This window comes from Streptomyces sp. NPDC088812 (assembly GCF_044750285.1).
Classification (GTDB): Bacteria; Actinomycetota; Actinomycetes; order Streptomycetales; family Streptomycetaceae; genus Streptomyces.
Genome location: NZ_JBIVJP010000012.1, coordinates 207,431 through 233,271 on the forward strand (window position 1 = coordinate 207,431; position 25,841 = coordinate 233,271).

The window sequence follows — 25,841 nt, forward strand, 5'->3', positions numbered from 1 at the left end:
GCGGGCCGCGGGGCGCGAGGGTTGACCCATGCACGACGTGCTGTGGCTGACCGGGTGACCGGCTGCGTGCTGTGCCCGGTCGCATACGTCCGCGCCTCGGCCCGCAGCCGGCTGCCGAGTGCCGTCGCCCTCGGGGCGATGGCACTCATGGCGCCGGGAGCCCCTCGCTGGCAGGTGTTCCTCGCCTGTCTGGCTTCCCTGGCCGCGCTGATCGGCACGCTCGTCGAGCACTGCCCACTCAGCCCCGGGCGGAGGGCCGGTTTGCTGATGATGAGCGTGCTGACGGCGGCGATGCTGCCGTCCCACGGCGGACACGGCCGGCGTGCGGACGCCGTGGTCGCCTGGTTCCACGGCGGCAGCCTCGCCTTCACCGAGGAGCGGATCCCGCACGTCCGCAAGGTCGCGGCCACCGTGTCTACCGTCGTCCTCGTCTTCCTGGAACGGCCCGCCGTCATGCCGGAGATCGACGCGGCGGCAGCGGCCGTCCTCGCCGACTTCGGCGCGGGCCCGGAGGCTCTTGTGGACGTGGTCTCCGTCGACCTGCTGGGCGCGCCGATCCGGCCGACCCGGAGGCGGCCGCGGCAGCGTTCCTGGCCTGGCTGGAGCCGAAGGCGGGACAGCGGCGGTGCCGGTGGCTGGTGGTCCTGGACGACGTCGCCGAGCCCGCGGTGCTGCCCGGGCGGTGGTGGCCGCCGGCCAGCCCTACCCGCCGGACGCTGGTCACCACCAGCCGGTTCGGAGCAGGAGATGGTCACGTTGGGGGAAAGCTGGGGTCACAAGGCAGGAGATGACGACACATGACCAGCCGGATCATGCCGTCCCGGGCTGCACCAGACAGTCCGGCCTGGTGCTCACCTCACTCGACGAGGCGCCCGACGAGGGGAGACGACGACCGCAGCAGTCACACAGCGCTACATGTCCGTTCGCCGTAGCTGTACAAGAACAGGGCCTCGACCACCGCTCCGACATGTACTCCCTGGGCTGCGTGCTCTACGAGATGGCCACCGGCCGTCGGCCCTTCACCGGCACCTCTTGGCACCTGGTCAACCAGCATCTCAACGAACATCCGGCGCCGCTGCGCCCGGACGCTCCTGTGGAGCTGCGGCCCAGGCAAGCACGGCGGTGCGCCAGGAGACGTGTATGTCACTGTGCACGTCATCGACTGAAAGCAGGATCGGTTCACGGTCCGCGCCAGAGGTTGGCGAAGGCCGCGTTCTCGATGGTCCGCCTCTGGCGTACGGCCTCCAGTTCCATTACCGCGTCGTGGACGGCGGCCACCACAGTCGTCACCGCTCCGTCATCGAGGTCGGTCTGATCATCGGATCGTTCGTCGTCGATGCCCACGACCGCCGCGAGGGCGGTCAGGACGGGTTCCTTCTCTTTCCAACGGTCGGCTGCGTGGCGGCGCGCGGGCGTATCGGCCGGTTCCACGCGTTCCGAGCCGAAGGACCACCGGCCGCTTCGCTGCGGCTTCAGCTCACCGTTCTCCTCCAGGGCGGCCTGGTACGCGGCCGAGAGGTCTCGGCCCCGGCGCCACAGCCAGTCCTCGATCCGCTCGTAGGGCGCCTGCCGAGTGAGACCTGCCGCAGCCTCGCCCAGGAATCGATCACCCAGCGGCGGCGGTCCGCCGGGCACGATGTGGTCGCCGTCGACGGTGACCGCCCCCGCACCGATGAGATCGATCAGCTCGGCTCCCGCGAGCGCGAGGGACAAGTCCCCCTGTCCCACGGAACGCCTCAGGTCCATGGCGATGATGAACAGGTCTTTCGCCGTGGTCATGAACGGCTCCTCTCGGAGACATCGACAACGGTACGTCCCCACCGACCGCGCACGCGTCCGAGGCAGCCCGGCGGCGGCGCGACTGTCACGAACAGTATCGCCCTGGCCGCCGACTTCGGTGAGGAAATGGACGCCCCGACCGCGTAGGTGAAGGCACGCCTGACCCGCCATCCCGACGAGCACGGCTACGCCATGACTCACCTGGACGTCGAACCCTGCACGGCGCACTGAAGACAGCGTCGGATCAGGCACCGGCCTCCGGCCGCCCACTCCCCTCGCGGGGCGGGGCCTGCGGCAAGGGTGCGGTACAGGTGGTGCTGCTGGCCGTGAGCGTGTACGAGGCGGCGGTGTTCCCGTGGTCCGGGCCAGGCGGGGGGACCGGATGCGCACATCGGCCGTCGTTCAGGCCCGGGTGTAGCCGCCGTCGGCGAAGAGTTCGGCGCCGGTGACGAACGACGAGGCGTCCGAAGCCAGGAAGAGGGCGGCCTCGGCGATTTCCTCGGCGTCGGCCAGCCGCCCCAGTGGCACGACGGCCTCGGCGAACTGGTCGGCGTCCGGCCCCGCGGCGCGCAGCAGGGCAGGGGTCCGCGTGGGTCCCGGGCTGAGCACGTTGACCCGGAATCGGCGCTCTCGCGACTGCCGGGCCCAGTTGTGCACGAGGTTGCTCAACGCTGCCTTTGAGGCGCTGTAGACCTCGAGTTGCTCATGGGGGCGCACACTGTTGCTCGAGCCGATGACCAGGACGGAGGCGTTCTCCGCCAGTAGCGGAAGCGCCTTCTGAACGGTGAAGAGCGGGCCCTTGACGTTGACGGCGAGCGTCAGGTCGACGTTCGCCTCGGTGTGGGCGCCGAGCGCGGCGTCCGCGACGATTCCCGCGTTGGCCACCAGCACGTCGATGCGTCCGGCCTCCTCGCGGACTCGCGTGTAGAGCGCGTCCAGGTCGGCCAGGACCGAGACGTCGGACCGTACGCCGGTGGCCGCAGGGCCCATCTCCTTGACTGCCGCTTCGAGGCGGTCGATGTCCCGGCCGGTCACGAAGACCCGTGCGCCCTCCCGGACAAAGCGGTGGGCGATGGCCAACCCGATTCCGCTGGTCCCTCCGGTGATCACGGCCACCTTCTCCTGCAGCACGCCTGGCATGTCGAACCCCTTCAGTTGTGGAATGGATCGTCCATAACGTAGATGGTAATGGACGATCGAGTCAAGAATGGTTAGGCTGAGACCATGCCGAGACCACGCGCATTCGACGAACGCCAAGTCCTGGAGCGGGCCCGGGAACAGTTCTGGGCGACCGGCTACGCAGGAACCCGGATGGACGACATCGCCCAGGCGACCGGCCTGGGCAAGGGCAGCCTGTACGGCGCATTCGGCGACAAGAGCAAGCTGTTCCACCGTGTGTTCGGCGACTGGTGCACCGCAGTCGTCGAGGTGGCCGAAGGGCGGCTAGCAGGTGGCCCGGACGCAGAGGCCTTGGCCCGGCTGTCGGGATACGTGCACCTCATGGCGGAGAACACCGCCTCCGACACCGAACGCCGGGGGTGCCTGTTGGCCAAGGGCGCGGCGGAACTGGCCCAGCACGATCCGGCGGTCGCCGCACGGTCGGCCGAGACCATGACGGCACTGCTTACCCTGCTGCGGACGGAGATCAGCGCCGCCCAGCGCCACGGCGACATCGACAGCGCTGCGGATCCGGAGCGGTTGGCGGTACTGCTGCTGACGGTGGTCCGCGGTATCGAGGCGGTAGGCAAGGCCGGCCTGGACCCGGAGACGCTGCGGAACATTGCAGACACCGCACTGGCGGTCCTGCCCATGCCCGAGGGGCAGAAACGCCTCGCAACCGGGCGCGGTCCGGCCCGCGAGAACGAACTTGGTGCCATCACGGCCACATGATCCGCGGGACAGTGCCTGTACTTCGGTAGGTTCTGAGTCTGCTTCTGTGTGTGGTGAGGGGGCGGTCGCAGGTGTCGCAGGTGCCGGTCCAGCACCGCAGCAGGTCCTGGAGTGCGTCCAGGATCTGGTAGAGGGTCAGGCCGGCATGTGGGATTTTGGGTGGAGCCGCCGGAGGGTGAGGAAGGCCTGGGCGGCGGTGACGAGGGTGACGTGGTGATGCCAGCCGCGCCAGGTGCGGCCCTCGAAGTGGTCCAGGCCCAGGCCGTGCTTGAGCTCGCGGTAGTCGTGCTCGATCCGCCGGCGCATCTTCGCCCACCGCACCAGATCGGTGACCGGGGTGCCGGGCGGCAGGTTCGATAGCCAGTAGCCGGTCGGGGTGTCCTGGCCGCGAGGCCATTCGACCAGCACTGCGCATGCGGATAGGACACCGTCCCACCCGTAGTGGCCGCCTGCCTTCTGGGCGGCGGGCCCCCGGGTGTCACATGACGCGGTGCACGTCGATCGTGACCTGATCACCCCTGGTCGGCGGGCGCAGGTCGCCGACGAACAAGGTGTGGTTCATCCAGGCGTACGGACCCTTGCCCGCCTCGAAGCGGGGGTTGGTCCGGCAGTACCAGTCGGCCGGGGCGCCGCCGCCCCCGGCGAAGATGCGCTCCATGGTCGCCTCGTCCTGCGTGCCCCAGCCCTCGTTGGTGATCATCAGGTGGTGGCCGTCCTCGGTGCGGAGCGTGTACCGCGCCCACAGGTGGGTGACGCCGTCCTCGCGGACCAGGTTCCAGTCCGCTCCGCCCGGCAGGACGAGGCCGGAGGCTTCCGGTCCCGTGCAGGTTCCGCCGATGATGGGAATCACGCGGTGGCGCCCGTGCGGAGTGTCTCCGACGTCGATGGGCGGGGCCAGATCCGATACATGTGGCCTGTGCTAGGAGGCGCCGTGCGGTCTCACTGGATCCTGCAACTGAAGCCGCGCCGCCCCTTCCTGGCGCCCGCGAGTGCCGCGGAGACCATTGCCGAGGCGACGCAGGTGCTGGGGCCGCAGGTGACGCAGTGGGCCGTTCAGCTCGCCGCGCGGATCGACGAGGACATCACCGCCGCAGCCGACCGTGATCCGGCGCTGCGGCTCACGCAGAGCGAGCGCCCCGCCTGTGAGGCGTCCCTGCTCGCGGTCCTCGCCTTCCTGGTGCCCGGCGGCCGCCCGCTGCGCAGGGCACCCGACGAGGCGGTGGAACACGTCCGGCTCGCCGTGCGCCAGGGGGCGCCCGTGGGAACCGTCCTGCGGGTGGTGTGGATGTCTCACACAGCTGTGCAGGACGCGCTGCTGGACGCGCTCGAGACGTCCGGGTCCTCCGTGTCGCCGCTGGCGGAGGTCCGGCGGCTGTCGTCCCGCCTGCTGCACTTCGTGGACCTCCTCACCCGTGACCTCTCCTCGTCGTACGAAGAGGAACGCACGGCGTGGCTGATCAGACTGTCCGTGTCCCGGAGGCAGGTGCTGGAGGACATCCTGGCCACGGGCCGCGCCCCCGAGGGGGCCGAGGACATCCTCGGTGTGCGCCTCGCCCGCAGGCACGTCGCGGCCGTGCTGTGGGTGTGCGGGCCCGTGGGCCAGACCGAGGCGGCCGGACCCGCCCACTCCTACGCCCACCAGGTGGCGGCCGACACCGAGGCGGCCGGGTTCCTGCTGCTGGACGGCGCCGACGGGACCAGCACCGCCCTGTGGTCCTACCGCACCACCGGGGACGACCCCGTGCCCCGCATCCGGAACGTCGCCTCCTCCGACGGGCTGTCCGTCGCGGTGGGGCCGGCCGGGACGGACGTCGCCGGCCTGCGCACCAGCGTGCTCGGCGCCCGCCAGATGCTCCGGTTCGGCCGGAGCCTGGGGGGAGTGGGCCGCTGGTGCTACGACGACACCGCGCTGGCGTCCCTCGCCGCGGTGGCCGGGGAGGACACCCGCCGCTTCGTGGCGCGGGTGCTCTCCGGGCTGACCGGGAGGGACAGCCGCTCGGCCGCGATCCGCGAGACGCTGCGTTCGTACCTGGAGCACGGCGGCAGCCGGCAGGCGGCGGCACAGGAGCTGTCCCTGGCCCCCAGCACGGTCGCCTACCGGGTGCGGCAGGCGGAGCAGAGGCTGGGCCGGCCGGCGGCACAGCGGGCCACCGACACGGTGGCCGCCCTGCTGCTGGCCCGGGAGTGCCCCTGGACGCTGGAGCCGGAGGTGCTGCGGCCGTCCGCCCTCTGAGCCGTCCCGACGGACCGCACCTGCCGCCGGCCGGTGCCGGCCGACGGCAGCGGCGTGCCCCGTCAGAAGGGGTAGCGCTGGATGCTCGACTGGGCCGTGAGCCACTGCACCTCGGAGAAGGTGTCGAGGTTCGCCGAGCCGCCGAAGCGTCCGCCGACCCCCGACGCCTTGCTGCCGCCGAACGGGGCCACCGCCTCGTCGTCGACCGTCTGGTCGTTGATGTGCACGGCGCCGGACTCGATGCGGTCGGCCAGTTCCCAGGCGGTGAAGGCGTTGGCGGTGAGGATCGACACCGACAACCCGTACTCGGAGGAGTTGATCAGGTCGATGGCCTCGTCGATCGTGTCGTACGCGACGACCGGCGCGACCGGACCGAAGATCTCCTCCGCGAAGGCCGGGGCGTCCAGCGGCACGTCCGTGAGCACCGTGGGCCGGTAGAACAGGCCGTCGTAGGTGCCGCCGGCGGCCAGGACCGCCCCCTGCTCGACGGAACGGGTCACGATGTCGTGCACCTTGTCCCGCTGGCGCTCGTCGATGATCGGGCCGAGCGCGTTGGCCGGGTCGGTCGGGTCACCGACCGGGATGCCCGCCGCCTTCTCGGCCAGCTTGGCCGCGTACTCGGCGACCGGTGGACGAAATGCCGGCCGGTGGCCATGCAGATCTGGCCCTGGTGCAGGAAGGAACCCCAGGCGCCGGCCGAGGCCGCCGCGTCCAGGTCGGCGTCGGGCAGCACCAGCACGGCGTTGTTGCCGCCCAGCTCCAGGTGGACCTTCTTCAGCAGCGGGGCGGCGGCGGTCGCGATGGCGCGGCCGGCCGGGGTGGAGCCGGTGAAGGAGATGCAGGGCACGTCCGGGTGCGCGACCAGGGCCTGGCCGACGTCGGCGCCGCCCGGCAGCACGTGGAGCAGCCCGGCCGGCAGCCCGGCCTCCTCGAGGACCTCGGCCAGCGCCAGCCCGCCGGAGACGGAGGTGCGCGGGTCCGGCTTGAGGACCACGGCGTTGCCCGCGGCGAGGGCCGGCGCCACGGACCGCATGGCGAGGATGGCGGGGAAGTTGAACGGGCTGATGACGCCGACCACGCCGAGCGGCACCCGGCGTACCGCGGACAGCCGCGGCTTGTGGCTGCGCAGCAGCTCACCGTACGGCTGGGAGGTCAGCGCCGCGGCCTCCTGGAGCTCGGAGACGACCAGGCCGGTCTCGAACTGCGCCTTGCCCTGCCCGGAGCCGGACTCGGGTACCAGCCAGTCGACGACCCGGCTCGGGTCGGCCGCCAGGATCGCGGCGGCCCGGACGAAGACCTGGGCCCGCTCCGTGTACGTCAGGCGGGCCCACTCGCGCTGGGCGACGCGGGCGAGCGCGACGGACGCGTCGAGGTCCTCGGGGGTGGCGTTGCCGATCGTGGCCAGCGTCTTGCCGGTGGCGGGGGCTGTGACGTCCAGCGTGCCGCCGCGGCCCTCCCGCCAGGTGCCGTCGAAGATTTTGCCGTGCCAGCGGGGCTCGGTGGAGGTGTCGGTCATGATGTGTCCTCGCGAAGGGTCAGGCGTCGGTGGCGTCGGTGGCGTCGGTGGCGGCGTTGGCGTCGGCGGCGGCGATGGCCTTGTCGAGCGCCGCCTGGTCGGCCCAGTTGCCGTGGAAGCCGAAGGGGACGCGCACCGGCAGCGGCACGCGGGCGACGGGCTCGGAGTCGAAGGAGGCCGCGTCGTGGATCAGCAGTTCCGAAAGTTCCGTCTCGCGGTTCCACCACAGGGTGAGGACGTAGCCGTCCTCCTCGCTCACGGCTCCCTCGCGGGCGACGAACACGGGCTCGCTCGGGTTGGTCAGCGCGCCGGGGCCCTCCACCACGAGGGTGTTGCCGTGGCGGAAGTCGTGCCGGGCGAGCCCGTCGGTCATCGTGTCCGCGGCCAGCGACCGGGTGGTGGCGAAGTAGCCGTAGCGCTGCGCCTTGCCCAGCATGCCGTCGTTGATCTTCGGGAACTCGCCGGCGATACCGCTGAGCCGGCGGTTGCTGACCTTGCCGGTGGCGGTGTTGACGCGCCACTGCCAGGAGTACGCCGGCGGGAACCATTCATGGGAGGTGACCGGGGTGCCCAGCCGGGACGCGGGGGTGCCCAGGCGCGTGATGCGGTGGCAGTCGACGACGACCTCGTCACCGATCTCGTGGGCGTTGAAGAAGTGGGTCGGCGCGGAGGTGGTCGCCCATCTCGTGCCAGGTCACCTTGAGGGTGCGGCGGTCCAGCAGCACGATCTGCGAGCCGTGCGGCAGCACGCTCTCGTCCCAGACCACGCCGGGCAGGCCCTGGGCGATGAGGTCGGTGCGGAACAGGTTGGGCGCCACCAGGAAGACGGCGTAGTTCTCGCTGACGGCGAAGTCGTGCATGAGGACCGGCACGCCGACGTCGATGGCGTGGCTCTCGATGACGTGCCCGGTCCTGGCGTCCGCACGGTACCAGGTGATGACCGGGCCGGTGGCGGCGAAGAACAGCATGTCGCCGGTGACCGGGTCGATCTTGTAGTGGGCGGTGCACAGGGTGTCGATGCCGCCGTGGAAGTCGTGAGTACCGAAGGTCTCCAGTGTCTGCGGGTGCATGCGGTAGGGCAGACCGCCCTCGAAGTACACGAGCAGGTGGTCGTCGAAGATGCCGACATTGGTGTTGGCGACGTTCTTCGCGAGCGGCGCGTTCTTCGGCAGCCGGCCGGGGGTGCCACCGTTGACGAAGCCGCTGTAGACCGCCTCGCCCTGCTCGACCTCGATCTTCATGGAGTCGGTCAGCACCCAGCTGGTGCGGAAGGCGGCCTTGCCGTCCCGCAGGTAGAGGCCGGCCACCATGCCGTCGCCCTCCCACCAGTGGTACCGGTCGGTGTTGCGGGGCTGGAAGCGCGGGTTGGAGGAGATGCGGAACAGGGCTCCGGCGATGTCCTCCGGGATGCGCCCGATCACCGGCAGGTCATAGGCCTGCGTCTCCTCGTGCCACGGGGTGAACGGGCCGTTGAGGAACTTGTTCTGGGTGGGCCACTGCTGCGAGGGACCCTCCGGTGCCGCGGCGATGTTCATCGGCGAGGTGACGACGACGCCGGGGGGGAGGGGGAGTGCTCATGACGTACCTTTCATGCGATGGCGATGCGGGTGCCGCTCCGTGGACCGGGCCGGGGATGGAGAGGCCCGGAGCGGCAGGCGTCAGCCCTGTCCGGCGCCCGGCCGGATGCCGTGGTTGCCGGGGGAGAGGATCCCGGCGGGATCCAGGGCGTCCTTCAGACGCCGGTAGAGGCGGGGGAGCGCGCCGTCGTTGAAGCCGTAGCCGGCCGCCACGCGGTCGACCAGCGAGGGGTGGGCCCGGTACTCGCTCCAGCCCCACCGCTCGGCCTCGTCGCACATCCGGTTCACCGCGCGCCGGGCGGCCTCGGCCTGCTCCGGGTCGTCGACGTCGAAGAGGATCATGCTGACGCCCACCAGGGAGCGGAAGGTGGCGATCCAGGCGAAGCCCGCGACCAGGCCCTCCTCCGCGAGGATCCGCTGGACCATGGTTTCGTGCCGGGCGGCGTTCTCGCCGGTGAACGGCAGGACGGGGGAGAAGTCGATGTGGCCGACCCGGTCCCCGAGGTGCCGCTTCATCACGTCCAGCAGGAACATGTTCGGGATGCCCGCCGGCACCAGGTCGTGTTCTACCAACCAGGCCGCCCTCGATCACGCCTTGCCCATCGTCGACACCCGGCACGAGATGCACGCCGGGCATGCCGCCGAGGGATACGCCCGGGTGCACAACCGGCTGGGCGTCGCGCTGCTGACCGCAGGTGGCGGCTTCCCCAACGCGGTCACCTCCATGGCCCACGCGCACATGGACCGCACCCCGGTCCTGCACATCGCCGCCTCCGGCCCGCTGGCCGACGACCGGACCGACACCCTCCAGGCCGGTCTCGACCAGGTGGCCATCGCCACCCCGGTCACCAAGTGGGCGCACCGGGTGACCCGGGCCGACCTGCTGCCGCGGGTGATCGCCCGCGCGATCCGCACCGCCTCGCCGGCCCCCGCGGTCCCGTACTGGTCGACGTCCCCTGGAACGTGCTGACCGAGCGCGTGGCACTGCCCGACCTCGCAGCGGAGACCGTGACCGCCCCGGACCACGCCGCGGGGCGTCCTGGGACGCCGTGTCCCAGGTCGCCGACCTGCTCGCCGGCGCGCGCCGGTCGGTCCTCGCCGCCGGCTCCGAAAGTGGCCCGGGGCGGGGGAGCGGCAGCCCTGCGCCGCACCGCGGGCGAGCTGCGGGACACCCGTGCTGTCGGATTTTCGAGGCACTGGGCTGCATCGCCGGCGACCCGCTGAACTTCGGGCTCGTCCAGGGGCTGCACGGCCTGGCCCCTGAGGACCACCCGGACGTGGTGGTCATGGTCGCTCGGGGTCCCGGCGCCGGCGGGCGGACAGCACGACAGGACGGCTGCTGGCACGCGCGGCACGCACACTTGTTCACCTGCTACGGCCGGTTGTTCAGAATCTCGCGCCGATGGGTGACGAGGTTCCGCCAGCGGGCGCGGGTGGTGTCCTCGCCGTCCAGCCAGCGGGGCGGGGTGTGTCCGTCCGGGAGGGGGAAGCCGGCCATGAAGTGGGCGATGTCGACGCAGTAGGCGTACCCGCCGCTCTGTGACTGTTCGCGGAGCCGGTCGATGGTGGCCCTGAGCGCGTCCTCGTCGTCGAGGACGGCCTGGTGGAAGGCGAGGGCGAGTTCAAGGGTGGGGACCGTGGAGGTGAGGCCCGCGGTGACGAGTTCGGTGCGCAGGGCACGGCCGCGGTCGTCGACGTCCGGGTCGCCGGCGTCGCGGATGAGGGCGGCGATGGCGGTCTGGCGGCGGTGGCCCTCAGGTCGAGGCCGGCCAGGAGCCGTTGGGACAGGTCGATTTCGTCGTCGGCCTGGCGGGGGTCGGTGAGCGTGACGGCGAGGGTGCGCAACGACTGGTTGTGCGCGGCCTCGCCGGCCTTGGCATGTTCTTCGGCTTCGCGGCGGCCGGCCAGGGAGAAGTCGGCGGCGCGCTGCGCCTCGCCTTGGAGCCAGTGGATGTCTCCGAGGACGCGCTGGTGGCGGCCTTCCCAGCCGAGTTGCTGGGCGGCGGCGAGCGAGATGGCGTCACCCGGCTTCCACCAGGCGCTCGCCGCTCACCAGGCCGTCGTCACCAAGGCAGGCCTGCTGTCACCACACCTTCCGTACAGAGCGCCGACCGTGAAGCGGTCACACCAGTTGCACCGCTTTGCGAACCCCGAAAGCGCGTAGACCCTCCTGCCCGACCTCGGCTGGACCATCTCCTCGGTGAGGAGTTTCTTGTGTCTGCATGTCAGAGACGGCCGGGCTGTCTCGTCTCAGGCTGTGAAGACGGGTTCCGACAGGAACCTGCCTCGACGACAAGGAGCGGATCATGGGCGAGGAGAGCACACACCGGAAGGTCGCGCTGGTGACAGGGGCGAACAAGGGGATCGGCCGTGGCGTTGCCGAGCAGCTCGCCGCGCTGGGCATGACGGTCGTGATCGGGGCCAGAGACCCACTGCGCGGCGAGGAGGCCGCTGCGGCGGTGCGCGCGGCCGGCGGCGACGCGCACGCGGTCACCTTGGACGTCACCGACCGGGCCACCGTCCAAGAGGCCGCGAGGCAGGTCGAGGAGCGCTTCGGCCGGCTCGACGTACTGATCAACAACGCCGGCATCACCGGCTCCGGACAGGTGTCGCCCGAAGACGCCCATGACCAGGTCCCCAGCTCCGTCGACCTGGACATGGTCCGGGCGGTGTTCGACACCAACGTCCTCGGGGTGATCGCGGTGACCAACGCCATGCTGCCGCTGTTGCGGCGGTCACCGGCGCCACGCGTCGTCAACGTGAGCAGTCACGCCGCGTCGCTGACTCTCACCAGCGATCCGGACGGCCCCTTCGCGGCACTGCTGCCGTCGGCCGCGTACGCGCCGTCCAAGACCGCCCTGACCGCCCTGACCGTGCAGTACGCCAAGGAGCTGCGGAAGGACGGCATCCTGGTCAACGCGGTCGCCCCCGGCTTCGTCGCCACGGACGGCAACAACCACACCGGGTTCCTCACGGTCGCGCAGGGCGCCACGGTCGTGGTGCGCCTGGCCACGCTCGGTGCGGACGGACCGACCGCCGGATTCTTCGGTGAGGAGGGCCCGCTGCCCTGGTGACGGCGGCCCTGGACGACTGCGTCGTACCGGCCCGGCGACATGGCTCGGCCCTGAAGCCGGTCGGACGACAGGCAGTGGCAATCGACCCGCGGAGGTCACGGCTTCTCCGGACTGGAGCTCTGCGGTCCCTCATGGCAGCGTGGATTCAAGGAGGATCCGGCGTGACGAAGACCGAAGAGTTCCAGGAACTGCGGCCGCTGCTGTTCTCGATCGCCTACCGGATCCTGGGCAGTGTGAGCGAGGCGGAGGACGCGGTCCAGGAGACATGGCTGCGCTACCAGGCCACCTCCACCCGGCCCGGGTCGGCCAAGGCGTTCCTGTCGAGCGTGGTCACCCGCATCTCGATCGACGTGCTGCGCTCGGCCCGCGTCCGGCGGGAGGAGTACGTCGGGCCGTGGCTCCCCGAACCGCTGCTGACCGACCCGTACGAGGATCCGGCGCGGTCGGCGGAGCTGGCGGACTCGCTGTCGATGGCGGCTCTGCTCCTGCTGGAGCGGCTCACCCCGCTCGAGCGCGCGGTCTTCGTGCTGAGGGAGGTGTTCGCCTTCGGCTTCGCGGATATCGCGTCGGCCGTGGGACGGTCGGAGGCGGCGTGCCACCAGCTCGCGGTGCGGGCACGCCGGCACATGGAAGCGGGCCGGGTCCGGTTCAAGGCCGACCGGAAGGAACGCGAGGAACTCGCCGAACGGTTCTTCGACGCCTTCCGGGAAGGAGACGTCGACGGGCTGGCCGGGCTGCTGGCCGCCGACGTCCACATGATCGGCGACAGCGGCGGCAAGGCCCCGCAGTTCAAGCCCGTCGTCCTTGGCGCCGAGAACGTGCTCCGGGCGCTGGCGACGTTCGCCCCGCTGGTGATCAGCAGCGGTGGCCTTGTGGAGCCGTGCCAGGTGAACGGCCAGCCGGGCTCGGTCTTCCGCGACCGGAACGGCCAGGTCCTCAGCACCTGGGCGCTCGACGTGCTCGACGGGCAGATCCAGACGATCCGCACGGTGAACAACCCCGACAAGCTCGGGCACGTCGGTCCTGTGGCGGACGCCTGGGAGGCCCTCCGCGAGGCGCACCGGGCACACCGGCCCACAGACTGACCGCAGAGCCGGCCGCGCTCCAGGGCTGGGATGCCGGGCCCCGGGCGCGAAGCAACGGAACACCAGGGCGGAATACCAGGGCGGAATACCAGGGCGGAACCGCACGAGGCTGACCTCGTCCGCCCCGTGTGGGCCGGCCGCGACGGGCGACACCAAGTGACCGACTTGGCGACGCCTTCTCAAGCAGGCGAACCGGTTGCCATCAACGCTCAGGGCGTCCACGCCGGTCACCCAAGTCATCCGAGCACGCGCCTTTTTGTTCCACGCATGCCGGTACCTGGCACCTCGATCAGGTGCCACCCATCTCGAAGGGGTCGCAGCCGGGCTGTCGGCTGGGGCAGCTCGGGCGACCGGCGGTGCACCGGAGCCGATGACACCGATCTGCTTCGCGCGCAGATGGCGACACGCATCGCGCCGACCTGGTGACGATCACAGTGCTTCGCTCTACCGAAGCCGCAGCTCAGCGGGTGCCGATGGTGACACCTATCGAGCCTCGGCTCAATCCGGCGGGCCGCCGTACAGCGCTCTGGCGGCGGCCCGCTCCCGAATCCGCACCACGAACCGAGGCCGACGACGACCACGCCCTGGCCGCCCCGGCGCACCGCACGTCGCCGCACCCCGCGAACCGGTCGACACCGCTCGCTTCGGCCGCCGCGTCGTCCGGCGCCGAGCGAAGGGCATGGACGCCGGCGCCCTCGCGGCGGCCTCCGAGGACGCGCGGTTCGACGCGCGGCAGGATTCGCGCCACGAGGATCTGGCCGACGATGTCCGCGGCCGGGCGGAGCTCGCGGAGTGGGAGCGTCTCGCCCAACTGCTCGCGGACGCGGCACCAGGCACTGTCTACGCCCCGGATGCCGACGAAGTCGTCCAGGCCGAACTCGCCGCCGACGCCGCGGCCGCCACCGCCCAGCAAGCCGATCTGCGCGAAGCCGCCCGGATCGCGGCTGACGGGACGGGGCTCACCGGGACCGCCGCCGGCCCCCGGCTCACACTTCCGGCCGCCCGCCGCCGCTTCCCCGCGCCGACGAGCCGCAGGCGCTGCGCGAGCTCGGCACCCTGGAGGAGACCGAGCCCCGCGACGGTGACGAAGCCGTGCGCGCTGCACTCACCCGCCGCGCCGGCGGCTACGTCCAGGCCGACGTCGACGCCTGGCTCGCCCACGCCCTGGCCGCGCGCCTCGGGCACTACCGCGCCCCGGCCGCCCGCGAGGCCGCCGCCGGCAGGGGACCCGGCGCGGGACACCGGGGCGGCGGGGCGGCGGCAACGCCGTATGCGTAACCCGTCGGCCGGCCTGCTGACGCCGCCGGTCCTCGCGCACGCCGCGCTGCTCGCTGAACTCGCCCGCCTGGTCCCGGCGCCCAGTTGGCGTTCGCGGCCCGGCTCGCCACCACCGGACCCGAAGCCGCCAGCGCGCTCGCCGCGTTCCTCACCCGCGTCCGCCCCGAGGGCCACTGAACCCGCCCGTTCGTGTCGGCATAAGGCTCCGGCCACCACGGCACGTGACCGGGGGCGTCGAGGGGAAGCTCGTTGATCGTCGCGTCCGAGCGTTCCCACGTGCGCCGGTAGACCCCCCAATGGACAGTTCTCGAGGTGAGCGTGACACCAGTGTCATGCTCGCGCTCCGTCAGCGTGACACGGGATCCGGGTGGCGCTGCCCGAAGTGGTGAACAAGTGCTGTCGTATCTCGGCCTCTGGTCCACTTCGTGTGGTCGCGTACACAGGGTGACTGTTGATCTGCGCCTGATGGTGGTTCCAGTGGTCGTAGGCGGTCCGTGCGCGTATGACCGGCTGGCCGCGCCTGAAGCCGGCTCCACTTATCAGGCCCCTTGGAATCGATCATCTAGGCTGGCGCGGTGACTGATGAGCAGGAGCGGGTGCGGCCGTCGGGAGTGTGGGCCACGGCGGTGGGGGTGGCCAGGGTGCGGGCGCTGGAGACCGAGCGGGAGAACGCGCTGTTCCGCGACCCACTGGCACAGGCCTTCGCCGCCGCCGGCGGCCTGTGGCCCTCCTCGCCGCCGCTGCCCGACGACGATGCCCCGCGCCGCCGTCGGCTGGCCGTGTCGTTCTCCATCGTCATCAGGACGAAGTTCCTCGACGACCTGTTGCAGCAGGCCTCCGCGTCCGGGGTCCGGCAGGTCGTGCTGCTCGGTGCCGGCATGGACAGCCGGGCCTTCCGGATGGACTGGCCCGAGGGCACCCGACTGTTCGAGGTCGACACCGCCGCGCCACTGGACTTCAAAGCTTCGGTGCTGCGCCAGGAGCGGGCCGTCGCACGCTGCGAGCGGATCACCGTCGCGGTGGATCTGCGTGAGGACTGGCCAGGCGCGCTGGCCGCCGCGGGGCACGACCCGGCCGTGCCGACCGTGTGGATCGCCGAAGGACTGCTGATCTATCTGCCCGAGGACGCGGTGGAGCTGCTGCTGGCCCGGATCAGCGCGCAGTCGGCGGCAGGCAGTCGGATGGGGCTGACGTTGGGCTCGCGCGGCGTGATCGAGCGCTTCGGCGCGGATGCCGTGCCGGGATCGGCGGCGTCCCTGTGGGTCTCGGAGATGCCCGACGACCCGGTGGGCTGGCTCGCCGGGCACGGCTGGGAGGCCGGCAGCCACACCCTGCGCGAGCGCGCTGCCGCCTACGGCCGCCCGATCAGCACCCTGCCGCAGCGCGAGGAGCGGCCCGGCGGACTGATCTCGGCGGTCCGCAGGTAGAGCGCCTTCCGGTTCCCTGGATGATCAATTCCAAGGGGGCCTGATGAGTGGAGCCGGGAGCGTGTCTCAGTAACGAGCAAGCGGCCCGCCGGCCGTGTCGACGGGATCGGTCACGGCCGTCTTGTGGGCACCTGTGCAGCTGTGGCTGGGTCCTGCCCGGCGGGTGTTCGGCCGGCAGGGCCCGTGGCGTGGGCTGGGGTGCCTGGCTGGTCAGCTGGCCGGGCTCCGTCCTTGCCACGCAGGAGGAGCTGGCGGCCGTTCCGGCAGGTCATGATCTGTCCGAAGACGGGTTCGGGGATGGCCTTGCGGCGGCTGTAGGCGGCCGGCTGTCCCCGCGGCTGCGCCAGTGTCCGTGCCTACGTCAGCAGGACGCTTCGCGGCGAACCCCGACCGGTCGGCCCCCGCCCGCCGTCAGTTCGGGCCGTTACGCGCTGGATCCTCACCCACCCCGACGCCCTCCCCGAAGGCGACCGGCTCCAGTTCAAAGCCGTCCTGGCCAATTGCCCCGAGCTGACGGCGCTTGCCGAGCACGTGCGCTCCTTCGGGCACATGGTCGCTCACTTCCAGGGTGACCAGTTGCCGACCTGGATCGAAGCGGCTGCCTCCACCACCGAACTGCCCAGCCTCCGGAGCTTCGCCCAACACCTCGAACGCGACCTCGACGCCGTCACCGCGGGCCTCACACTGGACGCCGCCGAGACCACCGACGAGAACCCCGAGCGGGTCGCCGCCCTCGCCCGGCTCACCGCGGCCTACCTCCACACCCGGCTCCGTCCCGGCGCCCCCGCGTGGCAGGCCGCGTGCGAGGCACTGACGACCGACCCCGATCCGATAGGACGAGTCGCGTCCAAGTAAGCACCCACCCCGGGGCTACGTCCCCCATCGCCGCTACACACCCCCGGCGCCCGGGAGCAGTCAGAGGCCGGCACTCAACGATGACGTCCGGGCAGCAAGCCGCCGTGGCAGAACCCGGTCCTCCAGCGGCAGACTCCACGGCCGGCCCTTGCGGACGGGGCCGCACCCTCGCGCCGCCACGCGGTGATCAACTTGCCGAACCGTCGCGGGCTCAGCCCGGTGAACGGGGCTGTCCAAGACGGCTCCGACGCCGTCATCACACCAGCCACGGCAAGGATCAACCCCTGTCGAGATCGCCGGTGACGGAGGTCAGTCGATCAGCAGCTCGTCAAGGCGCTGGACAGAACGCGGCGTGTCCATCTCATCGGCCCTAGCTACGGTGGTGTCGCCCGCGTGTTCCCCGACCAGTACGGGCCTGCCGATCTCCCGGCCCGCGGGCGTCAGGCACGCTGGCCGATGCGGTCGACGACGGCGATGCGTCGCAGGCTCTGGGTTTCGTAGTACGGGTCGACGGACTGCCACTCGCCGTCAGTCTTTTTCGCATGGGTGCCTTCGAGTCTCAGGCCGAGGTAGCCGTAGGTGCCGGGGGCGAAGACCAAGGTGAACGACACGGTTGGGTAGGAGACGCCCAGCCCGGTGCGCCCGTCGATGAGGACGTCGTGGTCGAGGGTCGTCTCGGGCAGCGCCGCGAGAGCTTCGAACGCGGCGGCCTGGAGCCCCGGCGGCATCACTCGCGGCCCCCGCATGAGCAGGCCGAGATGGGTGAAGGCCATGATGTCGGAGTTCCCCGTCTCCCCGCCGAACCGGAACATCGCGAGCAGCTTCCGGGGGTCGGTGGGCAGGCGTTCGAGGGCGGTGTAGGTGGTGGGCAGCGACTGGACCTCGTGGTCGCCCAGGGGTGGGTCGTTGTGCACCTTTCCGTACTCCACTCGCCGGGACGGACGCGAGCCGTCCACCGACAGCCAGCTCTCGTTCGTCCAGGTCTGTGTCTTCCCTCCGCCCACGGGTGTGCGGACGGCCCGGGTTCGCGTGTAGAAGAGCTGGTCGTCGCGGGGCACGGGCAGCTTCCCATCCTCGGCGCGGGTGGCGGTGGCCGCCGCGAGGAGCACCTGGGCCGCCGTCGGCTCGGTTCGGTTCCGGATGCCCGAGCCGCCGGAGGCGACGACCACGGTGACGGCCGCCAGCGCCGCGGCGGCACCGCCGGCGAGCGAGCCGCGCAGCACGAGGCGCCTCGACAGGGCCGGCTCCCTCGGTACGGGACCCGCCTCTCGCGCCATGGCGCGGTGGAGACGGTCGCGCGCCCCGGCGCGGGCCGCGTCGGTGAGCGCAGGGGTGCGGTCACGCCACTGCTCCACTGCCTTGAGATCGTCCATCGTGGGCTCCTAGAGGCGGGGTTCGGGGTGGGAACGCCCGGGGGCGGGGGCGGGGTCGGGGTCGGGGAGGGCGAAGCCGGGGCGGGCGGGATCGAGTCCGGTGCCGCGCAGGGCGTCACGCAGTCCGCTGCGGGCCCGGTGCAGGCGCGAGCGGACCGTCCCGACGGGTATCCCGAGGGCCTCGGCGGTCTGCGCGTAGTCCATCGAGCCGAGGGCGGTCAGCAGCAGCACGTCCCGGTAGCGGCCGGGCAGCCAGGCCAGCGCCCCGGCCAGTTCGGCGTCCAGGTACCGGGCCGCGTGGTCCTCGCCGACGTCGTCGGCGTCGGCCGGCCGGCCTTCGGCCAGTGACGCGGCCCGTGACCAGGCCCGCAGACGGCGGGCCTCCGCCCGGCGGTGGCGGGCCACCAGCCGGGTGGCGATCCCGTACAGCCACGGACGCGCGTTGTCGCGAGTCAGGTCGTCACGCCTGCGCCGCTGAAACGCGACCACGAAGGTCTCCGCCGTCAGGTCGTCGGCCGCGTCGGAACCGAGTCGGCGGGCGAGGTAACGGTGCACGTCCTGCGCGTACCGGTCGAAAGGTTCCCCGAAGGCGTCGGCGTGCTCCCAGGACCGCGCGACGGCGGCGGCGTCCGAGCCGGCTTCGGTACGGGGCGGTGCCGCGCCATGCGCGCCGGTCCTCGTGCGTGGGGAGAGGGTCACCGGGCTCCTCGCGGGGTCATGGATTGGCGTCTTTCACAGCCGGGGCATGGTCACCCGCTGTTCACCCGAAGGGCATACCGGAGTTCCACATCTGGAAGTGGCCTACATCACACCGGTGTTGCCGCCACCCCGCTCGTCCATGGCTGCATGCCCGCGACGATGAGGCGCGCTCGCCGCCGGTGCCGCCACTCCCCGGCCGGTCCGAGGCGCAGGAACTCCCGGCGTATCATCTCCGGAAACTCCGGGCCGCGACGCCGGGCCACGGCGCGCAACGCCCCTGGGACGCGGCAGTGGTCATCGCCTCCCACACGGCCGCCGCATCGGCGTGGACCATCTCGAAAGCCACGACCTCGTCACTCAACGCCCGTACCCAGCCGGCGATGGCCTCGTCAGGTATCGGCAGTTGCTGCGGACCGAACACCGAGACAACCGCGGCACACGCCTGAGACCAGGCCGGATCCAGTACCGCGGCGTCCTGCACGACAGCCCGCGCCGCAGGCAACGACGCCGTTCGCTGCCCGGCAAGGGTGATCATGCCGGGCGGGACGGCGCCGCCGACGAGTTCGCGGCCCGGGAACCGGCCCCGGAGCGGCGTGTGCTGGGCGTGGTGCACGAGCGGATCACGGCGATCGGTGTCAGGCGCCGGTCAGGAGGGGGCTCGGGAGCGGGCGGCGGGTGCCGGCACCGGGGCTGCGGTGAGGGAGCGGGACCGGGTTCCGTCTGCGCGTCGTGCGGGGGGCGTGGTCTGTTGTTCGGCGAGTTCACGAAGAAGCCGGGCGCGGCCGTCCTCGACCGTGTGGTCCTCGGTGAGGACTTTGCCGAACGTCGAGAAGGCCAGGGCTGCCGGAGTCACCTCCCACTCGGCCAGGGCGAGCAGCAGGACCAGCTCGTCGCCGTCCTGGGACGCGTCGCACGGCATGCCGGCCGCGGTCGCGGCCGCCCCACCAGATCCCCGCCGGACGGCCCGGCGAAGAGGACTGCCACCGTGTCGCGCAGGTCTGCGAACCCCTGCTGGTACAGCTCACTCGCTTCGCGCAGGAGCAGCACCAGGTCCTCGTCGTGGCTGGCCGTTGCGGCCGCGGCGAGGTCGAGGAGGCGCTGGGTGGTCAAGAGAGATCAGAGGCATACGGGAAAACTCAGAGCGGAGCGGCACAGCCGTCGCACGGCCATCGCCCTGTCCGCCGGGCCAGGTCGGGCTCCTTGCCGGGCTCCAGCTCCAGCGCTGCGCGGACCTGCTCCTTGAGGGAGTTGAACTCCGGGCCGTCGTCCGGACAGATCACGCCGGGGTCGCGCACTCCACAGGCCGCGGCGTGCCGGACCAGATAGTGATGCGCCAGTCCGCGCGGAAGCTGTCGCCTCGCACCTGCTGGACCTCGGTGTACAGGTCGGCCAGCCGTGGCCGCCGGCCGATGGAGAGCAGCACGTCGTGGCGGGAGGCGAAAACGCACAACGAGCACGAGCAGCGGGAGGTTCCGACCCAGTCGCCTGCGCCGGGCACCGAGTGGTACGTCCAGCAGTACGGCACCGGCGCATCGGCGTGCCACTCCTCGACCGCCTCGGTCGACCAGTCCTTGACGGGCAGCCACTCGTCGACGACGCGCGCACTGTTGGCCTGCACCGTACGGAAGGCCGCCTGCCGGCGGCGAGCAATACTCAGGCGTGTCGAATACCTCCGAGGGGCGTCACGCTTTGTGACGGGTTGCTAGGTCTTCTCTTTCGGATCACTCTCACGGGCGTGCGACAAGTTGCACGGTGTAGCTCGCTGTGGCGTCGAGAGGTCAGACGCGGAGCAGGTCGGTCGAGACGGTCCAGAGGCGCTGGGCGGTGGCGGGGTCGAGTGCCCATTCCTTGACACCGTGCGGGTGCTGCGCGAGGTCGGCGTCGTTCGGCACGGTGTAGGCCTCTTGCGCATCGTCGAGATAGTGGCCTCCGGAGTGAGCGAATTCGGGGGCGACGGCCGCGACGACACTGGTGGCGGCCCCCTGCTCGACCGTTTTGTACGTGAAAACTCCGGCGGCCTCGGCCGCGTCGAGCGACGCCTTCTGTTCCGGCGTGAAGTTCCGCTGCAGTCCCGTTGCGATACCGCCGGGATTCACCGCGTTGGCGACGATACCGTCGGATGCCCACAGACGGGTCGCCTCGACGGCGAAGAGGGAGTTCGCCGTCTTCGACTGGGCGTAGGCGATCTGCGGGTCGTAGCTGCGGCGCTCGAAGTGGAGGTCGTCGAAGTCGATGCCGGACCGCATGTGCGCCGTCGAGCTGACCGAGACGATCCGTGCTCCCTCGAGGTCGGCCGCTCCCCGGGCCAGGGCGTGGTGAAGACCGGTGGCCAGCGCGAAGTGGCCGAGATGGTTCGTCGCGAATTGCAGCTCCCAGCCCTCACGCGTCCGTTCGAGGCCACCGGTGACCACGCCGGCGTTGTTGATCAGCAGGTGAAGCGGGCCGCCCCACGCGTCGACGAACCGTGTGACGGTGGCCCTGTCGGCGAGGTCTAGCCGTACGACGCGGGGCCGGATCCCTCCGGTCGACTTCCCGATCGTCTCGGCGACAACGTCACCCGCAGTCGTGTTCCGGACGGCGAGCGTCACTTCCGCCCCGGCAGCGGTCAGTGCGCGAGCCGTCTCGATCCCGAGTCCGGAGGAAGCTCCCGTCACGATCGCGCGGACGCCGGTGAGGTCGATGTCCCGCAGTACCTCATCCGCGGTGCTGGAGGGCGTAAAGGGCGTGGAGATGAGTTTGCGAGTGTCCATGGCGCGACTATACGCATTAGACTTGATTTGTATAGTGCGGTTCTCGTTCGTATGCTCGTTCCATGAACAGTCCCGACGCTGGCCATCCGTCGTCGCCAGTCGCTGGCACTGACCGTCGAACCATGGTTCTGGAGTCCGCCATGGCCACGTTCGCGCGGTTCGGTTACCGGAAGACCTCGATGGAGGAGGTGGCGCGGGCGGCGCATATCTCCCGGCCCGGGCTCTACTTCCTCTTCTCCTCGAAGGAGACTCTGTTCCGTGCCGCGGTCACCCAGGCCTTGGATCGCGACATCACCGCGGTCGAACAGGTCCTGGCCGACAGCGGCCGCCCCCTTCCAGAGCGCCTCGTCGAAGCGTTCGACCAGTGGGCGGGCCGCTACATCGGCCCGCTGACGCGCGATGTCACGACGGTCATCGAGGCCAATCCCGACCTCCTCGGAGAGATCGTCGAGACCACACCACGACGTTTCGAGGAACTGATCACAGACGCGATCGCCGTCGAGTCAGGACGAGAGGGGGCCATCCCTGTAGCACAGACGATGATCAGCGCATCGATCGGCCTCAAGCACCAGGTCGCATCACGGGAGTTCTACCTCGAACGGCTGGCGGTCGCTATCGGTCTCCTGGTGCGCTGAAAACGCTCCTGGCCTCCTTATGGAACCGCCCGCGGTCTCGGACGGCGACGGGCCGGACCGCCCGTCGAGACCGACTCGGCACATCAACCGAGACGACCGCCAAGATCGCGCCGAGCGGTTCCGACGAAGGCGTTGGCCGTGGCGGTGGGTGATGAAGACGGGCGACCCCCTGCACCAGGAGCCGGGCGCCATCAACCACGTCGATGACGGCCGCGGCGTCTACTTCAACGACCCCAGCGGTCATGAACTGGAGATCATCACGTGCCCCTACGGCAGTGGCGGGCTCGACGCCGAGCATGTCAACCCGCTGCTCACCGAGGAACTCAGGACGAGCGGGAAGCTCCCGGACCTGTCATGACCGAGCCGTTGACCGACCGTCCCCTCGTCCAGGTCCTGATCGCGAGCACCCGGCCGAACCGCGCGGGCGAGCCCACCGCTCGGTGGTCGCAGCAGAGGCCACCGCGAGCGGTGCCTTCGACATCGAGGTGGTCGACCTCGCCGAGATCGACCTGCCGATGCTCGCCCAACCGGGGCACCCGAGTGCGCGTGACTACCGGATGGCGTGTACACGCGCGTTCAGCGAGGTCACAGACCGCGCGGCGGCATACGTCTTCGTGATGCCGGAGTACAACCACAGCTACACCGCCGCCCTGAAGAACGCCCTGGACGACCTGTTCTGGGAAGGGCACGGCAAGCCGGTGATCTTGGTCAGCTACGGTGGCGTGGCAGCCGGGGCCCGAGCCGCGATGGCACTCGAACCGGTGCTGGTCGCGCTTCAACTGCATGTGGTCGGCTTCGTCCCGATCCCGCTCATCGACCAACTGCTCCACCCTCACGACGGCCGGCGGGTGTTCCGTCCCACCGAACCGATCGAGCACGGGCTCACCGCAGCCGTGGACGCCTTGCACCGAGCCCTGCAACCCGAACGGGCCGCCCGGAGCACCTGATCGCCCCACCAGCTCTCGCAGCAGGGTCCGCCGCCGTTGATCAGGTCCCGGTCAACGGCTCACGCGGGACTCGGCCCGTCACGCGTGACGCGCCGCGGGGACCAGGCCGGTTCGATCCGGGTAGTGCTTGCGCAGATCGGAGGTGGTCATCCGGTCGGGAAGGAAGCGGGAGGCGCGGATGAGGAAGGTGGTCATCGCGCCGATGGTGTAGCGCGCGCGAGGCCGACGGGCGGTCGCGGCCTTCGCGATCGTCCGGGCCGCGGTGTCTGAGGTCACGCCTGCCTCGGTGAACGCGGCGACGTGGGAGGGGATCGCCTGGGTCAAGGCGCCGTAGCGGGCGGTCTGCTCCGGGGTCATTCCGGCGCTGAGGCGGCTCAACGTCGCCAGACCGAGGCCGGCCATCTCGGTCTTGACGCCGCCCGGCTCGACGACCACCACCTGTACGCCGTGCGGGGCCAGTTCGTTGCGCAGTGCGTCGCTCACCGCCTCCAGGGCGAACTTGCTGCTGGCGTAGGCACCGTAACCGGCCATGGAGACCTTGCCGTTCAGTGAGCTGATGTTGACGATGCGGCCGTTGCTGCGCACCAGCGCGGGAAGCAGGGCCTGGGTGAGCGCGACGTGGCCGAAGACGTTCACCTCGAACAGGCGCCGCCATTCGTCGAGCGGGATCATTTCGACCGGTCCGGCCATGGGGAGGCCGGCGTTGTTGATCAGGGCCCTCAGGGCACGCCCCTGTGGGTCGCCGTCGATGCGTTGCACCAGCGCCGCGATGTGATCCCGGCGGGTGATGTCGAGGATCACGGGCTCTGTGCCGACGGCGAGGAGGGCCTTGCCGTCGCTTTCACGTCGCACGCCGGCGAGGACGTGAAATCCGCGGCGGGCCATTTCCCGGGCAGTGGCCGCACCCATTCCGGTTGACGCCCCGGTGACGACTACGAGTTCTCGATTTCCAGATGACTTTGTCACCTGTGTGACTCTGCCGCAATCGGATGACGGCGTCAACTGACTCAGGTGACTATGTCATCACGGGCCCGCTAGGATGTCCGTCATGATCAGCCGCGCCGAATCGACCGCCGCCACTCGCCGCGCCCTGCTCGACGCCGCAGCCGACCTGCTCGACCGCGGCGGCCTCGAAGCGGTGACCCTCCGCGCGGTCGGCGCGGAAGCCGGAGTGACCCGCGGAGCGCCCTATCGGCACTTCCCCGACAAAGAGAGCCTGCTGGTGGCGATCGGCACGCGCGCGTGGGACCGACTCGGGGATCTCATGCAGGCCCTACGTGCCGATCCCGGTCTGCCGGCCGCGGAGAAACTGCGCGGCGGGGTCCTCGCGCTCATCGACATAGGCCGCGCCCAGCCGCACCTCTACAAGCTGATGTTCAGCAATCCGTCCGGTGATCCCACCGCATTGGCCCGCGCGGCCGAGCGCAGTCAGACCGAGTTCCTCGCCATCGTCGCCGACCTGGTCGGCGAGCAAGACGCCCGGAGATACGCCGCCCTGCTCATCAGCACCGCGAACGGAGTCGCCGGCATGGAGGTGAGCGGCCAGCTGCCCAACGAGAAGTGGGGCGAGGTCCGCGCCGAAGATCTCATCGACACGCTCGTCACGATGATCGCCGAGAAGGGCCGGCGATCATGACGGAGACCAGATCTTACGCGACCGGGACGACCGTGGCGGCCGACGGCGGCATCGGAGAGTTCGCCTACTGACGTCGCCCGGTCTTCTGGCGGCCGATCCCGTCGAGCTCGGCGAGATCCTCGTCGGAGAGCGACAGACCGGCGCCGGCGGCGTTCTCGCGCAGGTGTGCCACCGACGAGGTGCCGGGAATGAGGAGAATGTTCGGCGATCGCCGCAACAGCCAGGCGAGGGCGACCGACATCGGCGTCGCCTCCAGCCTGGCGGCCGTGGCGGAGAGCGCCGCGGACTGCAGCGGGCTGAAGCCGCCGAGCGGGAAGAACGGCACGTAGGCGATGTCCTGGGCGGCGAGATCGTCGATGAGCTCGTCGTCGTGACGGTAGGCGAGGTTGTACGCGTTCTGCACGCACACGACCGGCGCGATCGTGAGGGCCTCGGAGACCTGCTCCGCGGTCACGTTGCTGACGCCCAGGTGACGGATGAGACCCTCTCGCTGAAGTCCGACGAGGGCCTCGAAAGGCCCGGCGAGCGAGCCGGCCTGGGGACTCTGGGCGTTTCCGAGCCGGAGGTTGACGACATCGAGTGCGTCGAGGCCGAGATCCTCGAGGTTCTCCTCGATGCTGTGGCGCAGGTCTTCGGGCCGCCGGGCGAGGACCCAGCCGCCCCGCTCGTCGCGGACCGCGCCGACCTTGGTGACGATGTGCAGCGAGGGGGAGTACGGGTGCAGTGCCTCACGGATCAGTCGGTTGGTGACATGTGGTCCGTAGGCGCCGGAGGTGTCGATGTGGGTGATACCGAGGCCGGCGGCCTCGCGCAGTACGGCGAGCGCGCCGTCGTGGTGGGCGGGCGGGCCCATGACGCCGGGACCGGCGAGCTGCATGGCGCCATAGCCGAAGCGGGTGACGTTCAGGCTGCCCAAGGCCCAGGTGCCGCCGGGCAGTGATGCGGAGGAGGTGCTCATCAGTGGCTTTTCCTGTCGATCGAATGCTGGAAGGGCTGCCACCGATGTTCTCTCCGAGACCGGCGGCGCATCCAATACCGGCAGCACGCCGCGTGATACCCGGCAGGTATCACCGGCGTATTCTGGGGT

Annotated in this window: 28 protein-coding genes and 5 pseudogenes; 13 read left to right on the plus strand and 20 right to left on the minus strand. The window is 70.9% G+C overall.

The annotated features are described in order from the left end of the window. Nucleotides 1–42 precede the first annotated feature (42 nt). Nucleotides 43–801 (plus strand): hypothetical protein, encoded by a 759-nt coding sequence (locus tag ACIP67_RS22345; protein WP_401693965.1) that lies wholly within the window; start codon nucleotides 43–45, stop codon nucleotides 799–801. 378 nt (nucleotides 802–1,179) lie between these two features. On the opposite strand, the gene ACIP67_RS22350 is transcribed toward ACIP67_RS22345, so the two are convergent. Together ACIP67_RS22350 and ACIP67_RS22355 are read right to left on the minus strand one after the other, a co-directional pair. Then, nucleotides 1,180–1,779, minus strand: coding sequence for a GPP34 family phosphoprotein (locus tag ACIP67_RS22350; RefSeq protein WP_401693967.1), 600 nt, complete (start codon nucleotides 1,777–1,779; stop codon nucleotides 1,180–1,182). 402 nt (nucleotides 1,780–2,181) lie between these two features. Then, nucleotides 2,182–2,919, minus strand: a complete 738-nt coding sequence (locus tag ACIP67_RS22355) for an SDR family NAD(P)-dependent oxidoreductase (RefSeq protein WP_401693969.1) — start codon at nucleotides 2,917–2,919, stop codon at nucleotides 2,182–2,184. A gap of 84 nt (nucleotides 2,920–3,003) precedes the next feature. Between ACIP67_RS22355 and ACIP67_RS22360 the strand changes: the two genes are divergently transcribed. After that, nucleotides 3,004–3,669 (plus strand): TetR/AcrR family transcriptional regulator, encoded by a 666-nt coding sequence (locus ACIP67_RS22360; protein WP_401693971.1) that lies wholly within the window; start codon nucleotides 3,004–3,006, stop codon nucleotides 3,667–3,669. 135 nt (nucleotides 3,670–3,804) lie between these two features. On the opposite strand, the pseudogene ACIP67_RS22365 reads toward ACIP67_RS22360, so the two are convergent. Both ACIP67_RS22365 and ACIP67_RS22370 read right to left on the minus strand, forming a co-directional pair. Beyond that, nucleotides 3,805–4,104: pseudogene (locus ACIP67_RS22365) on the minus strand (IS701 family transposase); the annotation flags it as partial. A 43-nt stretch (nucleotides 4,105–4,147) separates the two neighbouring features. Further along, a complete protein-coding gene (locus tag ACIP67_RS22370; protein WP_401693973.1) occupies nucleotides 4,148–4,519 on the minus strand; it encodes a DUF3237 domain-containing protein in 372 nt (123 codons plus the stop codon). Between the two features lie 81 nt (nucleotides 4,520–4,600). Between ACIP67_RS22370 and ACIP67_RS22375 the strand changes: the two genes are divergently transcribed. Beyond that, complete coding sequence (locus ACIP67_RS22375; RefSeq protein WP_401693976.1) at nucleotides 4,601–5,902, plus strand: PucR family transcriptional regulator; 1,302 nt, start codon at nucleotides 4,601–4,603, stop codon at nucleotides 5,900–5,902. A gap of 62 nt (nucleotides 5,903–5,964) precedes the next feature. Here ACIP67_RS22375 and ACIP67_RS22380 read toward each other — a convergent pair. The 4 genes and pseudogenes from ACIP67_RS22380 to ACIP67_RS22395 form a co-directional block, all read right to left on the minus strand. Further along, nucleotides 5,965–7,418 (minus strand): annotated as a pseudogene (locus ACIP67_RS22380) (aldehyde dehydrogenase family protein). 19 nt (nucleotides 7,419–7,437) lie between these two features. Next, nucleotides 7,438–8,055, minus strand: coding sequence for a carotenoid oxygenase family protein (locus ACIP67_RS22385; RefSeq protein ID WP_401694079.1), 618 nt, complete (start codon nucleotides 8,053–8,055; stop codon nucleotides 7,438–7,440). Continuing rightward, nucleotides 8,048–8,953: a carotenoid oxygenase family protein gene (locus tag ACIP67_RS22390; protein WP_401693978.1), complete on the minus strand. Its 906-nt coding sequence runs from the start codon at nucleotides 8,951–8,953 to the stop codon at nucleotides 8,048–8,050. The genes ACIP67_RS22385 and ACIP67_RS22390 overlap by 8 nt, the downstream gene beginning before the upstream one ends. 123 nt (nucleotides 8,954–9,076) lie before the next feature. Further along, nucleotides 9,077–9,568, minus strand: coding sequence for an FAD-linked oxidase C-terminal domain-containing protein (locus tag ACIP67_RS22395; RefSeq protein ID WP_401693980.1), 492 nt, complete (start codon nucleotides 9,566–9,568; stop codon nucleotides 9,077–9,079). On the opposite strand from ACIP67_RS22395, the gene ACIP67_RS22400 reads away from it, so the two are divergent. After that, the gene (locus ACIP67_RS22400) at nucleotides 9,537–9,965 is read left to right on the plus strand and encodes a thiamine pyrophosphate-binding protein (RefSeq protein WP_401693982.1); all 429 of its coding nucleotides are present in this window, start codon (nucleotides 9,537–9,539) and stop codon (nucleotides 9,963–9,965) included. The genes ACIP67_RS22395 and ACIP67_RS22400 overlap by 32 nt on opposite strands. Nucleotides 9,966–10,367: 402 nt before the next feature. On the opposite strand, the gene ACIP67_RS22405 is transcribed toward ACIP67_RS22400, so the two are convergent. Beyond that, nucleotides 10,368–10,493, minus strand: coding sequence for a hypothetical protein (locus tag ACIP67_RS22405; RefSeq protein ID WP_401693984.1), 126 nt, complete (start codon nucleotides 10,491–10,493; stop codon nucleotides 10,368–10,370). An 808-nt stretch (nucleotides 10,494–11,301) separates the two neighbouring features. Between ACIP67_RS22405 and ACIP67_RS22410 the strand changes: the two genes are divergently transcribed. The 3 genes from ACIP67_RS22410 (at nucleotide 11,302) to ACIP67_RS22420 (ending at nucleotide 14,432) form a co-directional block, all read left to right on the plus strand. Next, nucleotides 11,302–12,069: an SDR family NAD(P)-dependent oxidoreductase gene (locus ACIP67_RS22410; protein ID WP_401693986.1), complete on the plus strand. Its 768-nt coding sequence runs from the start codon at nucleotides 11,302–11,304 to the stop codon at nucleotides 12,067–12,069. A gap of 161 nt (nucleotides 12,070–12,230) precedes the next feature. After that, entirely contained in the window at nucleotides 12,231–13,154 is a 924-nt protein-coding gene (locus ACIP67_RS22415; RefSeq protein ID WP_401693988.1) for an RNA polymerase sigma-70 factor, read from the plus strand. Between the two features lie 1,092 nt (nucleotides 13,155–14,246). Then, a complete protein-coding gene (locus ACIP67_RS22420; RefSeq protein ID WP_401694093.1) occupies nucleotides 14,247–14,432 on the plus strand; it encodes a hypothetical protein in 186 nt (61 codons plus the stop codon). 185 nt (nucleotides 14,433–14,617) lie between these two features. Here the strand turns inward: ACIP67_RS22420 and ACIP67_RS22425 are convergent. Next, nucleotides 14,618–14,725 (minus strand): annotated as a pseudogene (locus ACIP67_RS22425) (type I restriction endonuclease subunit M); the annotation flags it as partial. 318 nt (nucleotides 14,726–15,043) lie between these two features. Between ACIP67_RS22425 and ACIP67_RS22430 the strand changes: the two are divergent. Beyond that, a complete protein-coding gene (locus ACIP67_RS22430) occupies nucleotides 15,044–15,859 on the plus strand; it encodes a class I SAM-dependent methyltransferase (protein WP_401694081.1) in 816 nt (271 codons plus the stop codon). A 687-nt stretch (nucleotides 15,860–16,546) separates the two neighbouring features. Next, nucleotides 16,547–16,714 (plus strand): annotated as a pseudogene (locus tag ACIP67_RS22435) (chlorophyllase); the annotation flags it as partial. A 108-nt stretch (nucleotides 16,715–16,822) separates the two neighbouring features. Here the strand turns inward: ACIP67_RS22435 and ACIP67_RS22440 are convergent. The 8 genes and pseudogenes from ACIP67_RS22440 to ACIP67_RS22475 form a co-directional block, all read right to left on the minus strand. Next, nucleotides 16,823–16,983 (minus strand): annotated as a pseudogene (locus ACIP67_RS22440) (IS5/IS1182 family transposase); the annotation flags it as partial. 171 nt (nucleotides 16,984–17,154) lie between these two features. Beyond that, entirely contained in the window at nucleotides 17,155–18,087 is a 933-nt protein-coding gene (locus tag ACIP67_RS22445; protein ID WP_401693990.1) for a CU044_5270 family protein, read from the minus strand. 9 nt (nucleotides 18,088–18,096) lie between these two features. Next, nucleotides 18,097–18,786: an RNA polymerase sigma factor gene (locus ACIP67_RS22450; protein ID WP_401693992.1), complete on the minus strand. Its 690-nt coding sequence runs from the start codon at nucleotides 18,784–18,786 to the stop codon at nucleotides 18,097–18,099. A gap of 226 nt (nucleotides 18,787–19,012) precedes the next feature. Continuing rightward, nucleotides 19,013–19,399 (minus strand): hypothetical protein, encoded by a 387-nt coding sequence (locus ACIP67_RS22455; RefSeq protein ID WP_401693994.1) that lies wholly within the window; start codon nucleotides 19,397–19,399, stop codon nucleotides 19,013–19,015. A 33-nt stretch (nucleotides 19,400–19,432) separates the two neighbouring features. Then, on the minus strand, nucleotides 19,433–19,705 hold the full coding sequence (locus ACIP67_RS22460; RefSeq protein ID WP_401693996.1) for a hypothetical protein: 273 nt from the start codon (nucleotides 19,703–19,705) through the stop codon (nucleotides 19,433–19,435). A gap of 217 nt (nucleotides 19,706–19,922) precedes the next feature. Beyond that, nucleotides 19,923–20,066: a hypothetical protein gene (locus ACIP67_RS22465; RefSeq protein WP_401693998.1), complete on the minus strand. Its 144-nt coding sequence runs from the start codon at nucleotides 20,064–20,066 to the stop codon at nucleotides 19,923–19,925. Further along, entirely contained in the window at nucleotides 20,063–20,404 is a 342-nt protein-coding gene (locus ACIP67_RS22470; RefSeq protein WP_401694000.1) for a hypothetical protein, read from the minus strand. Before ACIP67_RS22470 ends, ACIP67_RS22465 begins: the two co-directional genes overlap by 4 nt. Nucleotides 20,405–20,564: 160 nt before the next feature. Further along, nucleotides 20,565–21,536, minus strand: coding sequence for an SDR family NAD(P)-dependent oxidoreductase (locus ACIP67_RS22475; protein WP_401694002.1), 972 nt, complete (start codon nucleotides 21,534–21,536; stop codon nucleotides 20,565–20,567). A 62-nt stretch (nucleotides 21,537–21,598) separates the two neighbouring features. Between ACIP67_RS22475 and ACIP67_RS22480 the strand changes: the two genes are divergently transcribed. From ACIP67_RS22480 to ACIP67_RS22490, 3 genes are all read left to right on the plus strand, one after another. Further along, nucleotides 21,599–22,171, plus strand: coding sequence for a TetR/AcrR family transcriptional regulator (locus tag ACIP67_RS22480; RefSeq protein ID WP_401694004.1), 573 nt, complete (start codon nucleotides 21,599–21,601; stop codon nucleotides 22,169–22,171). 151 nt (nucleotides 22,172–22,322) lie between these two features. Continuing rightward, nucleotides 22,323–22,529: a hypothetical protein gene (locus tag ACIP67_RS22485; RefSeq protein ID WP_401694006.1), complete on the plus strand. Its 207-nt coding sequence runs from the start codon at nucleotides 22,323–22,325 to the stop codon at nucleotides 22,527–22,529. Next, nucleotides 22,468–23,118, plus strand: a complete 651-nt coding sequence (locus ACIP67_RS22490; RefSeq protein ID WP_401694083.1) for an NADPH-dependent FMN reductase — start codon at nucleotides 22,468–22,470, stop codon at nucleotides 23,116–23,118. The genes ACIP67_RS22485 and ACIP67_RS22490 overlap by 62 nt, the downstream gene beginning before the upstream one ends. A 78-nt stretch (nucleotides 23,119–23,196) precedes the next feature. Here ACIP67_RS22490 and ACIP67_RS22495 read toward each other — a convergent pair whose 3' ends face one another. Continuing rightward, the gene (locus ACIP67_RS22495) at nucleotides 23,197–24,084 is read right to left on the minus strand and encodes an SDR family NAD(P)-dependent oxidoreductase (protein WP_401694085.1); all 888 of its coding nucleotides are present in this window, start codon (nucleotides 24,082–24,084) and stop codon (nucleotides 23,197–23,199) included. An 82-nt stretch (nucleotides 24,085–24,166) separates the two neighbouring features. Between ACIP67_RS22495 and ACIP67_RS22500 the strand changes: the two genes are divergently transcribed. After that, complete coding sequence (locus ACIP67_RS22500) at nucleotides 24,167–24,754, plus strand: TetR/AcrR family transcriptional regulator (RefSeq protein WP_401694008.1); 588 nt, start codon at nucleotides 24,167–24,169, stop codon at nucleotides 24,752–24,754. Between the two features lie 64 nt (nucleotides 24,755–24,818). Here ACIP67_RS22500 and ACIP67_RS22505 read toward each other — a convergent pair whose 3' ends face one another. Next, entirely contained in the window at nucleotides 24,819–25,712 is an 894-nt protein-coding gene (locus ACIP67_RS22505; RefSeq protein ID WP_401694010.1) for an oxidoreductase, read from the minus strand. Nucleotides 25,713–25,841: the final 129 nt, after the last annotated feature.